Source organism: Calothrix sp. PCC 6303 (genome assembly GCF_000317435.1).
GTDB lineage: Bacteria > Cyanobacteriota > Cyanobacteriia > Cyanobacteriales > Nostocaceae > PCC-6303.
On the sequence record NC_019751.1, the window covers coordinates 2,909,155 to 2,922,775 of the forward strand.

Genomic DNA, 13,621 nt, shown 5'->3' on the forward strand with positions numbered 1-13,621 from the left:
CTCAACCTCCAACAGTTAACAATTGCTGTCGATAATAATTATTTAATTTCTCCATACTTTTGGGATTTTGGTTATAAGAATTGCAGGGAAATGAAGCCCAGATTTTACCGACTTTACATGCAGCTTTATCAAAATTGCCTGATTCAACGTCTGCGATCGCACGATTACGCCGAATATATTCCACAGCCATTCTGTCCTGAGATACGGGTGAAAAATCAGCCAACTTTAACTTTGGTTGTAAATCCCACCAAGACTTATCCAACATTTGATAAGCACCAGCAGCAGTCGAGCAAATTCGGTTGCCATTAATTGGCGCACATTGTTTAATTAATGGGTGTGTCGAGAAATCATTAAAATTGCCATTGAACACCAATTTTCGATAACTTTCGGTTCCACTATTTCCAGTTTCAGCCCAGCGAATAGTTGCTAAAAAAGCTTGCATTCTCGGAGAATATTTAGAACTTACTCCAATATCAGTCTGATGAGAATTAGTGTTAAATCCAAAACTTTGAGAACCTAACAAACAGTAAATACCCAAACAGGAAACAGAAGCCAAAGATAAATGAATGGGTTGAATTCTACTCTTCATACGACGATAATCAACTCCAGAAACTAATCCAAATATTCCACCCAGAATAAAACCGAATTTCCAACTATCGAGAGAATTAGTAAAAGCGCGAATAAAGCATACTTTATCAGCACCGGGAGAAACTAAACCGCATGGAACAGAAGCAATTCCGTAGTTCATGGCAACCGAACTCGCAGCACCAATTAATCCGGAAATGAAGATTTTCACTAACATATTACCGACCTGCTAAATACTGTTGCAAGTAAGGACGGGGGTTAACAGGTTTACCATTAACTCGAACTTCAAAATGTAAATGTGGTGCAGTAGACATTCCGGTACTACCTACTGCTGCAACCATCTGTCCCTTTATAACCTGCTGTCCTTCTCTCACGTAAAGCTTGCTTGCATGACCGTAAAGCGTTGATTTTCCAGCGTTATGATTCACTACTACGGTGTTCCCATAACCTCCTTTTTCTCCAGCAAGTTCAACCGAACCAGCATCAACCGCATAAATTGGAGTACCCAAATCAGCACCAAAATCGATACCAGTATGGAATCTGCGTTCTCCGGTAATTGGATGAATTCTCCAACCAAATCCGCTTGTTACAGGAGCGTTTTTGACAGTTGGGAAAGCTATTCGAGCATCCCTGAAGTCAGTTGTGTTAGTTGTAACAATTAGGTTTTGGAGTGATTTGACCAAATATTGAGATTCCACCCAGGAGGAGATTTGGGGAAGTGCGATCGCTAGAGTCAAGAAAAAGCTAGCAAAGGCATAGTGCCAATTTGCATCATTCGAGATGCGATCTAATTGTTGATTATCAACAGTTTCATCCTCATTACTGGCTTTGGTTCTATCGATTTCCAGCTTGATTCGCATTTTGACAACTCGAATTAGTGAAACTTAGCAACTTTTCAAAATTGTTCTTGGGATTATTGCAAATGGGTGCGACTCTTTTAGTAGTACAAGGTATGGTATAAGAGTAATAGGAGACAAGTCAACCAGAGTAATGTTTCAGTGCAAAAATGAAACAGATGCATCCTTGCTTGTCAAAAGATAAAAACGGGAATAAGTACGGACGTATGCAAGCATCTAGATCAAATCCAGGGATGTTTTGGGAAGAAGCACGAGAACTATTTGAAGAAATAGTTGGTTGGCTGGACTCAGATAGTATTTGTGGGTTGGAGCATGGAGAAATAGAAAGTAAGTTGCTTGATAATGGATATGAACTACTTAGAAGGCTGTTACAAGGATACTTTGATAAGCGTAGCCAAGACGAAACGGATTCTGAGTGGGTAGGAAAAGACCAAGCCAAGCGAACGCACAAGAAAAATTGTCAAGGAAATTAACAACAATATTTGGCACAGTAATCGCAAACCGAATCGGTTACGGAGGTAGAAAGATAAACACCCTATTTCCATTAGATGCAGAGCTAAACCTACCAGCAGAACAATATTCTCACGGATTAAGACAACGAGTAGCAGTGGAAGTAGCTCGTTCAGGATTTAGGGAAACAGTGGATATTATCGAAAAACAACAGCAGCCAAAATTGGTAAACGGCAAGCAGAAGAACTAGCGTACCAGAGCGCTGTCGATTTTGATGATTTCTACACATATCAACAGGCAGAAGCGGTACAAGTTGAGGAAATAGGAGAAATTGTTGTAATCAGTGCAGATGGGAAAGTGTGATTGTGAGCCACTCGACACGGGCTGTGCCCAGTGTCGAAGTGGCGGTGCGTACAGAGGATTTACGTCCCCAAACCCAAAAACGAGCGCAAGCTTCCAGCAAGAAGTTAGATAAGCGTTTAACCAAAGGAGAAAAAGCCAATGCCAAACGAATGGCAACGGTAGCTTCAGTTTACACAATCAACCCGTTTGTTCGTACAGTTGAGCAAATAGTTAACCCATCCGATGAGGATAAGAAAATAAAGCGTCCTAAACCTATTGGAAAAAGGGTTTGGGCTTCTGTTGCCAAGGAACCAGAAGTCGTCATTAAAGAGGCTTTCGATGAGGCATTGCATCGTGATCCAGATCGGCAAAAACGCTTTTGTGCCTTGGTCGATGGTAATAAGCAACAATTATCGTTGATGAAGAAATTTCCAAAAAACATCACCTCGAACTGACTATTGTCCTGGATATTATCCATGTGATTGAGTATTTGTGGAAAGCAGCATTTGTATTTTATTCCAGTACGGATAAACAAGCCGAAGCCTGGGTTACGAAACGTTTGAAGTCTATCCTTGAGGGGAAATCCAGTGATGTTGCTTCTGGGATGCGAACAAGCGCGACAAAACGTAAACTCACACCCCAAGAACGCAAACCTGTGGATAACTGTGCCAGATATTTGCTCAACAACCGCGAATATCTCAAATACCATGATTATTTAAAAGCTGGGTTGCCAATTGCTACCGGAGTTATCGAAGGTGCTTGCCGTCATCTGATTAAAGATCGGATGGATATTACTGGTGCCAGATGGAGTCTAGCTGGTGCCGAGGCTGTTTTACGGCTTCGTTCTTTGTATATTAGCGGGGATTGGCATAAGTATTGGCGCTTCCATTTACACCAAGAGCATAAACGCAATCATCTTGCTCTGTATCAAGGTGCAATTCCCTTGATGAAGCGAGTTGCTAAAGCCCGTTGCCCTATTACCCCTTCACCCCTTCCAATACCTGTCTAAACTACATTTCCTGTCTTACTAAAAGAGCCGCACCCAAATTAATTGGCATAACAATACCTCTGCCAAATTAAGAGGATTCAACGCCCGTAGAAACGTGATGAATACGCCCTAAAGAAGTAAGCTTGGCAAAAATCCGGGTTAATAAAATAGGCTCAGGGATTTCTGGAAGCATTTTTAAGATCTCATGGACATATCGAAAGCCACGATAATGAGCCTTAAGATCAATAATGCCGGAGTCAGGATTCAGGATGCGGAAATCAGCGAGAAGATGATGAGATAAATTAACCATAAAGAATGCTAGATTAGCAGCATTAGTCACCGCAGTTTGACCGATGTTCATAAAGTCTTCCAATCCCCAAAATTGCTTGGCATCACGGAAGTTAAACTCGATCTGAAAGCGTAGTTTGTAGTAGTCAATTATTTTCTCAGATGACAACTTTAGGTCACTAGAAAACAGAATTACGTGACTGCGAGCATTAGTTTTCAGATTTGTTTTCACCAAAATAACTACATTCAGGGACTGGGCAAATTCTTTGTGCAGTAAAGTAGCTTGGTAACTATCGGTTTGGATATCCTCTTCGATACTACTTTGACGCAAATATTCATCAGAAATATTACGCCAGTCTAGTTTATCTCCGTATTTACGGCGTGAACGATGATTAGGGTCAGGATTTTGGTAAGGTATGTATAATGCTGAATCGTGGCGTAACTTGGAAATTATATGTAAGTTGACCTGTCGAGCCATCTGCAAAGCATTATTGTTTCCAAAATGACCATCTAAGACTAAGTAAGTCAGTGGGATAAAGTTAGCTACCAGCTTGACTAGCTCATTAATCATCTTCTTAATTCTGAGTAATTCAGATGTGAGAATTACTTCGGTCTTGTTTTTATTTTTACTCCCTTTTGGTCGTCCACGTCCACGTTTTTCTTTGGCTTTTATTTCTGGTCTTGGCGATACACTACTTTTTTCTATATCGTTCTTTATTACCTGTTCTATTTGAATCGGAAATGAGTGCCTTTGTTCAACACTTACTAATGATAATGTAAAGAAAGATAGCCCTGATATTGGCTTACTTACTAGGCTGGAAAAGAATCTATCCAACCCATAAGTTTTTTTCCCAGATTTACTTACTACAACTTCATCTCCTGCAAGCAAATAAACCTCATTTGCACGGAACAAATGCTTGCGGAAAAATAGCCAAAACAATGTCGCCCAAGGGATTACCGTATGAAAAAATCTCAACATCGTCCGATAACTACCACCACTACCTGTCCAACGAGAAATTCCCAACATAGTGACTCGCCCGCTCATCGCTAACATTGCCAAGATTATTTGGTTCAATTGCTTCATCGTTGTAGCATTTATCTGCGGCAGGAAGCACTGTAACAATGATAAAATGTCAAACATGGGCGCACATAGTGGTTTTTGAGTTGTCGTTGTGAGAGACAATAACTCTACTACGAAACGCCCTACCTCTTCCTCTTCATCCTCTTACTTTGGCGAAGGTATTGGCATAAAGTACGAGATTATTTAGCTGATCCAAAAGAGGGAAGAGAATTAATAGAGATGGTGATTTATCTCGGTTTGCCTCCCGCAAAAGAAAGATTTGAAGAACAGCGAAAAAGCAAAGAAAAATTCATCTATTGGGCAAAAAGTAATGGTTTTTTAGTCGTAACCAAAGAAGGTAAAGCGAAAGGAGATGATTACGAGAATAATGTTGATGTAGTGATGGCGATAGATGCAATTGAGTTAGCTTTAGAAATTAAACCAGATATTGTGGTTCTGGTAACGGGGGATTCTGATTTTGCTTATTTAGCACAGAAATTGAGAAGACGTGGAATCCGGGTTGAGGTGGCTTCAGTCGAACAGTCTTTAGGAAGTGATTTAAAAAATTCAGCTAATAGCGTAGTGGATTTAACTGAGGTGTTTGATAAATTTGACCAGCATGATACTAACCAAAATTATCACCGCATTGGTAGTTATAATATCTTTGATTAAGGAAGGAGTTCTTCATGGGGACAGTCAATGGCAAATTAATTAATCAAAAAATTAATCATTTTGATGAACTTACACAAAAGACTGAGAGAATTAATCAACGTTGTGAGGATTTAGAGTCTCAAGTTATTGCTATAACCAAACACAACTACACACAACATTTGCAAAAGTTAAACCAGGAAATTAATAGTCATAAATCATATCTCCAGAAGTTAGAGCAGAAAATTGGCTTTTTAGAAGATGTAGCATCCAGACAAGCTAAACAGTTATTTTTTCTCAAGATTAGCGGTGTTATTGCTTTAGTTAGTTTATGGCTTATCTTTGGCATGAATAATCAACCTGAACAGAGCAAAACCAAGCCTCATAGAAAAGCAGAATCTCTGGAATTTACTCAATCTTAATCTATGAATAAGTTATTTATAGATATTTAAATCATCATCAGCTAAAGAATTGGAACAAAGTGAGAAAATAAGATGAGAGCAATTGTTAACGGGAAACTGGTTGATTTACCAGAAGGTACAACTGTTGAACAGTTGAGAAAAAAGTTACCAGAAATTGGTCAGGATGATGTGATGGAAGAAGGTTTTAGTGGTACTCGTCCTCTGAAAAATAATGAAGCACTAAAAGAAGGTTCAAAGGTGTGGACTGTACCTAAAATCGTCAAAGGATAAGAGAATTTAATATTTGAGATTTTGGATTTAAAGAAGTGACTAGAGGCGTTTCAATACAACGTCTGTAGGAGAATTGGAATTGAATACTTGGAATTTTTAAGGAGAATTATGGCAGTTACAATCAGTCAAGAAAAAGCAGGATTTAAACCCAGTCAGCGAATAATAGAAGAACTAAAACTGTTAGAAAAAGTTGCCAGGAATGTAATTGTTGGTAGCAAGACGGTTGGTGATATCAAATATATTGCTGTTTTAATTAAGGGAATGCCTTTGTCTTCTAAAAAGTTTACAGTTTCAAATACAGATGTGTTGTTTTTGTTACCACCAGATTACCCACGACTTCCTCCCATTGGCTGTTATCTAAATTACCCATGGAATACGTTAGGAGAAGGAGATCATCATTTTACCCGACAAAGTTATTATGGAGCGCCATTTCTAAGTGAAGAAGGATGGTACTGGTACTGTGTGGGATTAGGAGGAGGATTTAACCACGATGTTTGGTTAAATTCTTGGAGACCTAGTAATAATCCTGAGAATGGTCATAATCTTGCGACTTTGTTTGTAACTGCTCGTCATGCGATTAATAGTGATGATTGATTTTGGGAAATAGGAAATAGGGGATTGGGAATAAAGCTGTCAATATGACCGCAGACATGATGAATTTACACATTTGGGATGCTTCCATTTAGTCAGTATTTAGAGAAGCTCCATCGCTAATAGCTAAAAACCATGAATCAACAATAAATCATGAAAAAATCTACTGCAATTTCTCTACATATACCACCAAAGATGTGGTCTGAATTTCGAGAATCTATGCTCAAGTCTCGGATGTTTAATGAAGAAGTAATTGGTTTTTTATTTTGTCAGCGACATCAAGTTTCAAAATCCAAAATTCGGTACATTCCCAAAACTTGGGTTGTTCCAGCTTCTGACTGCTACGAACATCAATCTACAAGTGGATTGGTATTAAAACAGCATTTTCATTCCTATTTGCTAGAAAATCATCTTCAGGTAGGTTTAGATGTAGTTCACATTCATACCCATACAGGTCAAGGTATACCTGATTTTTCTCATACTGATGACCGCTATGAGTCGGAATATGCGCGGTTTATTTCATCGAATTTTCCTAAAAAACCTTATTTAATTTCCGGTGTGTTCGACGAGAATTTACAATCTGGTCAATTTCGGATTTGGGATAGAAAAGGACAGAAATTTGAGTATCTTAATTTCTGCAATTCGTTGTTTGAAGTATCTAAATTTGAAGACGTAATAAATCATGATGATTCCATATTTGCTCGACAAAAAATATTTGGCAAAGGAAATCAAAAAGCGCTTAATCAACTCAAAGTATTACTTATTGGTTGTGGTGGGATTGGTTCAATTTTCGCTGAATTATTAGGACGTTTGGGTGTGAAGAATTGGGTATTAGTCGATCCCGATCGCTTGGAGACAACAAATCTCAATCGGATGCCTAGTGCTACACAAGAAATGGTAGAACAACAATGGCATAAAGTCCATTATGTCAAGCATCTGATTAAAAAAATATATTCTGAGGGTTCCAGCGTCAAAACAATTGTAACTACAGTCGAAAGTGAATTAGCGAAGCAAGAAATAGCAACTTGTGACTTGATTGTGGTGGCAACTGATAATCATTTTTCTCGCAAAACTGCTCAGGAATTAGCGTTGCAATATATGCGTCCTTTGGTTTGTTTGGGAACTCATATAGACATGAAATCAGATAATACACCGCGAATGTATTGCAGAGTTACGGTTCCCCCCTTGGGTGGTGCTTGGTGTTTGATGTGCGGTAATATTATTAACTTACAACGTGCTGCTTTAGAATCTGCACCGTTGGCAATTAATCAAATAGCTGCTAATGCAGGTTATTTAGAAGGTGTGAATGACCCGGCGGTATTTTGGTTAAATAGTATCTGTGCAAGTACAGGTGTTGGTGTAATTCACGGGATGGTGAGTGGTTTTTTGAATGTAGATTCTGGGATTGATTGGATTTATGAGTTTCCTGATGGTAATTGGCGAAAGACTAATACCGAGTATTTGCAGAATGATGATTGTTACTTTTGTGGGATGGGGAGTTTAGAGGAAGTTGTGGAAGATTCAGATTTTGAGGATTCTGATTTTGAAGATTCGGATTTTTTGGGTTCTGATGTTGAAGATTCAGATTTTGACAATTCAGATTTTTTTGTCTGGTAAATGGAATAGCCAGGGATTGCAAGTCCCTGTCTCATAGCTAAAGCCCTCTTTAAGAGGACTCAGTTCGGCGTAAATAATCCAACCAGACCCTCCTCTCGTGGAGTAAGTAGTCTCTCCACGTCTACAAAATAGAGGAAAAGCCTATTTCCACTGCTGTGATACATTACAGCATTAAATTCATCTGAAGTGTCCATAATTAACTCTTCAAATATACAGGAGAAAGTTATGAAATTTAGAAATGCTAAAGGCAATCTCGCTGTTATTACAATCATGATGTTGTTTTGTTTAAGTGTGTTTAGTTATGGAATATATGCAAGTTATTATGGATTGCAATTATTTCAGCAAGGTGCTTTCAATTTTATTATTGGTCTATTCTTTTTAGGTTGCGTTGGGGTACCGAGTATTTACTGGGTAGTGTCAACAATTTATAGGTATTTTGCGGCTGTACCTTCTTATATTAACCAAAGACAAATACGAGTAATTAATCCTCATTTATTACATGAAAAAGGGTTATATTTTGAGACTGAGAAATCCTTATGTGCGGCAGTCAAAGAGTTAGCAAAAGCCGAAGGATTACCCACAACTCCAGTGGTGGGAATCGAATTATGCGATGATAATCCGAATGCCTATGCGGTTGGTGCAACTCGCTCTTATGCGATGGTGGTTGCAACTACTGGTTTGATTAATCAACTAAATCAACGAGAAGTTGCTGCTGTGATGGCACATGAATTAGGGCATATTGCCAACTTAGATACGATGGCAAAAACTTTGCTTTCAGCGGCTTTGGATGGTGTGATGTTGATACTTTTTACGCCAATGATGATGATTGTATGGTATTTTGGCAGATTTGCGGCTTTGTTAATGCTAGCTGCTGGTTTAATTTATGGATTGTTAGGTAATTGGCAACATGCAACAGGCTTTTTTGTAGGTGTGTTGGTTTGGATTATTTTAATGATGTTGCCGATGATTACAAAATTTCTCGTCACATTATTAACTTTTTGGCATAGTCGTTGGCGAGAATATCATGCTGATGCGGTTGCTGCGAGATTAACAAGTGTTGATGATATGGTATCAGCATTGGCAACTCTTGACCGTTTACCTTTTCAACCACCGAAGAAGAATAGAGAGCAAATGTCTACTTTATGGATTCGGGTAGCGATGAATGAAGAAACAGGGACTTTTCACTGGTTGAAACATACACATCCACCAATTCATAAAAGAATTGAAGCTTTGAGACGTGGATTATATTTGAGATGATTTGGTAGATGTTTTGAGCTTCTAGTGTTGGAAAAGCCAATTTTATCCTCTCTCCCATCTTGCACCAATTTTTATTGGTGTAATTTATTTTTTGTATTCTTTGAGTACAGAAATTACGCAACCAAGAATTGTCATTGCGATCACAACAAAGTTTCGAGAAATCGCAACAAAGTTTCGAGAAGTATAGGTTCCGCATACACAGTATTTTGTGAGATGACATCGCTACGCACCTTTCTGGGGAAGCAGGCTAGGTAATGACGTAATTCTGTGATTTTTACGTAAGTCCTAAAGTAAAAAAAACTTATACTTGTATTAAGTATTAATTCTTACTCTTTAAAGTGCTAGTGGTTTTTATATATGATAAGTAGGTGGGCGAGAAAATTTATAACTATGTAACGAAAATTTAACCAGAGCGACTAGAGTCAAATTTAATACGTCTTGTACTGTAGTTACTTTTTTCCCCTCTAGCTTTAACGCCATCAATCACGGCGTAAGCGAGGTCTAACTCGTCATCAAATGTTTGCCCACGTAGTTCGTCTTTTTTTAGGTGCTGCCACTCTAATTCAATTGGGTTCATCTCGGAGCAGTATGCGGGCAGAAAAAAGATGTACAAACCCATGTTTTCCCACTTGGACCATAGCTTTTGCACTTCTTTACATCGGTGTATCGATCCGTTATCCTGCACAATTACCCTAATGCGCCCCGTTCTTTGAGCTTCAGTTGCTTCTATTTCCATCATCTCGATGTAAGATTTACGACTAACAGCACCAATCACCAGACCGTAAACAAAGCTGATTAAAGGTTGAAGAAAGCCGATAATACTTAATCTCCGTCCACGACGCTGGGTTTGCTCTAAACGTTTTTGCTCACCTTTGAAGTAATAAGTGTAACCTGGTTCGCTCCATACACAAAATCCTGATTCATCTAGATACTTTAGGTCTATTTCTCCAGACGCAGCAGATAATTCCAACATATCTAGGTCTGCTTGTTTGTTTGCTCGTGCTATCGGGTTTTGCTTGCCTTTGTGACTCTTCCTTGCTCGCTTCCAATTGACCCCCTTTTTTTGAGCACCCGCCTTAATCTGTCGGGACTCAGTTTAATTGAGCGATCGCGTTCTAATTTTTGTGCGAGTTGAAGGCTATTGTATGTACGCGGTTCGTTTTTCAGGCATTCTTCCAAAAATATGATGTCTTCTTCTTGCCATTTTGACTTTCCCCCTCGACCAGGTAGTTCCCAAAGTCCTTCTAGACCTTTGTTTTTCCAGCTGTGTAAAACCTCTCTTACCGTTTGTTGAGTCAAATTAAAGTGAGCAGCTATTTTTTCTACATACCAGCCATGTGCATTTAGCCTAATTATTTCTGCTCGATCTTTTACTTTCTGTGGTACTTCCGCAGTTCTTAGCTGTAACAGGGTTTTGTCTTGCTCACGAGTCAAGAATATCCTTAAACGAGCGCCCATATATTAAGTCACCTCGGTAGATGCATTCTCCGTATTTACTTATCTTTACATAGTTTGGTTTTTTCTTGCCTACCTACTTATCTCTGGTGATAAAAAGGGCTGCTTTGTGATCCAATTTTCTAGAGAGCGATACCAGCGAAGCTGGTTGCCAAGCTCATCGCAAAGATTTTAGGGGCAGTAATGCCGCAAAAGTGTTGTTATATCTAAGTTTTAGGATTTTGAAGGAGGTTTTGTAACATGATAATCGACGCATCTCGTCAAATCGCTGAAATGCCTATTATCTCGTTGAGATGCGTCGATTGCTTGCTGGACAAGGATTTGAGGCTTGTGTTTTGTATAATTTTGGAGAACATATATAATGTTTTTCAGAGATGCGTCGATTTGGTCGCTGAAACCCTTACTGGGCAAAGGCTCCTGAACGAACTCCCCACCGATTGGGTTAATTCGGATTAGTTGGAAACCTACTGGCACCGCTACTACTCAAGGACAGTTTCAAGCCCCACCGATTGGGTTAATTCGGATTAGTTGGAAACAGGTGAGTCGGAGTGTTTCCTTAAGGCTCGTTGTTGTCAACTTGTAGGGATAAACAAAAAAGCCCTCTGAAATTAGAGGGCTTTTATTTTACTAACAACACCGGTAAAATAACTCAAGCTGCACTAGTTAGTATATGACTCGATTTCCTCATGATGAATTTGCCAAGGGTTTCTTGGAGTCTTTGTTATCACCTTTCGGGAAGGTTCAAACTTCTTTTAAAATCGGTTCTGAGGTCAGGGAAGTTGATATTTACTTTCAACCAAATCCTCAAGTAGAATCTGATTTGGCTTTGGGACTGTTGGGGAAATTAGCGAAAAATAGTCTTATTTTTGAGCCTTTTCGGAACCCAGTTAAAACTCAGCAAATCCGCTTTTGTATGGGGAAACTATACGATTTACATGCCGATTTGTTTCGAGAGTCCAAAAGAAATAAACAACCAGAGCCAAAAGATTCTGAACTACCGTGCTTGTGGATTTTAACTCCAACACTCTCTGAGGCAATTTTAGACGGATATGGTGCAAAATTAGCTCCAGAATTCACGCCAGCAGGTGTGTATTTAGTCAACCCAAGTTATAAATTCGGAATTGTTGTAATTCATCAGTTACAAAAAACGCCAGAAACTTTATGGTTTAGATTGCTGGGTAAGGGAAATGTTCAATCTGAGGCTATTGTTGAAGTTGCCAAGTTACCTGAAAATCATCCTTGCCGCCAAAATGCATTAGATTGGTTGGGAAATTTAAAGGTTATATTAGAGTCAAGGGAAGTTTTGGAGCCAGAAGAGAGGGATTTGATGATGCAATTATCACCTTTATACTTGGAAAAAATTCGCGCAGCAGAATCACTTGGTCGTCAGGAGGGACAATGTGAGCTTTTGCTTCGGTTGTTGAATCGACGGGTGGGAAGCTTATCCCCTGAGATGCAGGATCAGGTTAAGGCTTTGACTTTAGCACGACTGGAGGAATTAGGCGAGGCTCTATTAGATTTTACTAGTTTAACAGATTTAGAAACTTGGTTGAATCAATTACATTAGAGTCAAAGCTCCCTTATATTTCAATACAGTTCAGTTAGTCGCAAAAAACCTAAACTGCAATATGCTAGGAAACAAGCAAACTCACGAAGATGTTGGGTTACGCTTCGCTCCACCCAACCTACAATGGCTTGATATTTAATCAATGTTGCATTCATTTATGTTCAGTTTACCTAATTAATCATTATTAGCAGAATCTTGTTGATCTTGCTGAAAATTAGATTTGGCAGAATCGTATATTTCTCTAATAAAATCCTTATCTTTAGTAACTTGCTTTGTTGCAACCTTTAAATTTTTTTCATTAATGGGTACATCTGAAGAAACAAGAAACATAATTGCTTTCAGGTAAGTCCAGCCCATAACAGTTGAAAGAGCATAGAAAGTAGTACCTGTAATTGCCATTCCTCCAGCAGTCCCTAAACCTGGTACTATTTTTAAAATAGAACCACCAACCGAACTTAATATCATTCCAGGAATAATTGATAATATATTTGTTCCTATTGCGGATGCAACTGATTTTAAAATATTTTTGCTGAGTGAAATGCCAAGTGCGCTATTTATTCGAGCATACATTGTCCAAGTATTGGCAACAAACGCTAATAGATCGGCTCCTGGAGCGACAACAAGAACATCACAGGTAGCAGAAATATATGAATGTTGTCTAATGGTTTCTACGGCTTTCTTGGCATCTTCACCTACTAAAGAAACTAACTGTTCATATATCCCAGCTTCAGCTGCAACTAGTCCTGAAAAAATTTGGCTTTTTGGCATGGATTCTTTGTTCATTTTGAAACTCACTAATATTGATTTCGATGTATTTAATATAGTGAGTTGGTGGAAAACGACATTTCCAGTTTTGATTAACTTCTACGCTAATCTTCAAGTCACCTCAAAAAAATAGTGGAATATGCCTATTCCACCTATATGTCATAGTAAAGCTGTCGCAAGAAAATACAGTTAATACGGAGTATGCATAGCTACCAGATAAAGCTAAAGGGTGAGAGTATAAGTGATGTTAGGGAAAAATTAAATGAGAAAAAACGGGGACGTGATTGGGCTGGGATAAACTGGCAAGGTGAGAGTTCTACCCTTTCTGGTGCAGATGCGATCGCAATTGCTAGTCTGTGTAAAAATCATAAATACAGAAAACCCTCTACATTAGATGATGGGAGGGTAATTTTTTTTGATGGTAATTGTGTTAATAAATAAATCGCAATAGAAGCGATA

13 protein-coding genes and 1 pseudogene are annotated in these 13,621 nt (G+C 38.7%); 9 read left to right on the forward strand and 5 right to left on the reverse strand.

The annotated features are described in order from the left end of the window. Nucleotide 1: 1 nt before the first annotated feature. Both CAL6303_RS11910 and CAL6303_RS11915 read right to left on the reverse strand, forming a co-directional pair. Nucleotides 2-802, reverse strand: coding sequence for a hypothetical protein (locus CAL6303_RS11910; RefSeq protein WP_015198090.1), 801 nt, complete (start codon nt 800-802; stop codon nt 2-4). A gap of 1 nt (nt 803) precedes the next feature. Then, nucleotides 804-1,445, reverse strand: a complete 642-nt coding sequence (locus CAL6303_RS11915; protein ID WP_041739464.1) for a M23 family metallopeptidase — start codon at nt 1,443-1,445, stop codon at nt 804-806. A gap of 146 nt (nt 1,446-1,591) precedes the next feature. On the opposite strand from CAL6303_RS11915, the pseudogene CAL6303_RS11920 reads away from it, so the two are divergent. Continuing rightward, nucleotides 1,592-3,243 (forward strand): annotated as a pseudogene (locus tag CAL6303_RS11920) (ISKra4-like element ISCasp2 family transposase). Nucleotides 3,244-3,310: 67 nt separating this feature from the next. Here CAL6303_RS11920 and CAL6303_RS11925 read toward each other — a convergent pair. Continuing rightward, nucleotides 3,311-4,651 (reverse strand): IS4 family transposase, encoded by a 1,341-nt coding sequence (locus CAL6303_RS11925; protein ID WP_015198005.1) that lies wholly within the window; start codon nt 4,649-4,651, stop codon nt 3,311-3,313. Between the two features lie 78 nt (nt 4,652-4,729). Here CAL6303_RS11925 and CAL6303_RS11930 point away from each other — a divergent pair, with 78 nt between their 5' ends. The 6 genes from CAL6303_RS11930 to CAL6303_RS11955 all read left to right on the forward strand — a co-directional run bounded on the left by CAL6303_RS11930 (nt 4,730) and on the right by CAL6303_RS11955 (nt 9,375). Next, on the forward strand, nt 4,730-5,242 hold the full coding sequence (locus CAL6303_RS11930) for an NYN domain-containing protein (RefSeq protein ID WP_051036656.1): 513 nt from the start codon (nt 4,730-4,732) through the stop codon (nt 5,240-5,242). Nucleotides 5,243-5,256: 14 nt separating this feature from the next. Beyond that, nucleotides 5,257-5,640 carry a hypothetical protein gene (locus CAL6303_RS11935; protein ID WP_015198091.1) on the forward strand — a complete coding sequence of 128 codons (384 nt, stop codon included), beginning with the start codon at nt 5,257-5,259 and terminating at the stop codon, nt 5,638-5,640. 72 nt (nt 5,641-5,712) lie between these two features. Next, on the forward strand, nt 5,713-5,910 hold the full coding sequence (locus CAL6303_RS11940; RefSeq protein WP_015198092.1) for a hypothetical protein: 198 nt from the start codon (nt 5,713-5,715) through the stop codon (nt 5,908-5,910). Between the two features lie 108 nt (nt 5,911-6,018). Next, nucleotides 6,019-6,504, forward strand: coding sequence for a hypothetical protein (locus CAL6303_RS11945; RefSeq protein WP_015198093.1), 486 nt, complete (start codon nt 6,019-6,021; stop codon nt 6,502-6,504). A 150-nt stretch (nt 6,505-6,654) separates the two neighbouring features. Next, nucleotides 6,655-8,118, forward strand: a complete 1,464-nt coding sequence (locus CAL6303_RS11950; RefSeq protein WP_015198094.1) for a HesA/MoeB/ThiF family protein — start codon at nt 6,655-6,657, stop codon at nt 8,116-8,118. Nucleotides 8,119-8,343: 225 nt separating this feature from the next. Beyond that, complete coding sequence (locus CAL6303_RS11955; RefSeq protein WP_015198095.1) at nt 8,344-9,375, forward strand: M48 family metalloprotease; 1,032 nt, start codon at nt 8,344-8,346, stop codon at nt 9,373-9,375. A gap of 403 nt (nt 9,376-9,778) precedes the next feature. Here CAL6303_RS11955 and CAL6303_RS29160 read toward each other — a convergent pair. After that, nucleotides 9,779-10,833, reverse strand: a protein-coding gene (locus CAL6303_RS29160) for an IS630 family transposase (protein ID WP_238993794.1) whose coding sequence is annotated in 2 segments (ribosomal slippage) — nt 9,779-10,438 and nt 10,441-10,833 — 1,053 coding nt in all. Because the reading frame shifts where the segments join, the coding sequence is not laid out codon by codon here. Between the two features lie 667 nt (nt 10,834-11,500). On the opposite strand from CAL6303_RS29160, the gene CAL6303_RS11975 reads away from it, so the two are divergent. Next, complete coding sequence (locus tag CAL6303_RS11975; protein WP_015198096.1) at nt 11,501-12,397, forward strand: DUF4351 domain-containing protein; 897 nt, start codon at nt 11,501-11,503, stop codon at nt 12,395-12,397. 174 nt (nt 12,398-12,571) lie between these two features. Here the strand turns inward: CAL6303_RS11975 and CAL6303_RS11980 are convergent, their stop codons facing one another. Next, a complete protein-coding gene (locus CAL6303_RS11980; protein WP_015198098.1) occupies nt 12,572-13,180 on the reverse strand; it encodes a hypothetical protein in 609 nt (202 codons plus the stop codon). 183 nt (nt 13,181-13,363) lie between these two features. On the opposite strand from CAL6303_RS11980, the gene CAL6303_RS11985 reads away from it, so the two are divergent. Further along, a complete protein-coding gene (locus tag CAL6303_RS11985) occupies nt 13,364-13,603 on the forward strand; it encodes a hypothetical protein (protein WP_015198099.1) in 240 nt (79 codons plus the stop codon). The last annotated feature ends 18 nt before the right edge of the window (nt 13,604-13,621 follow it).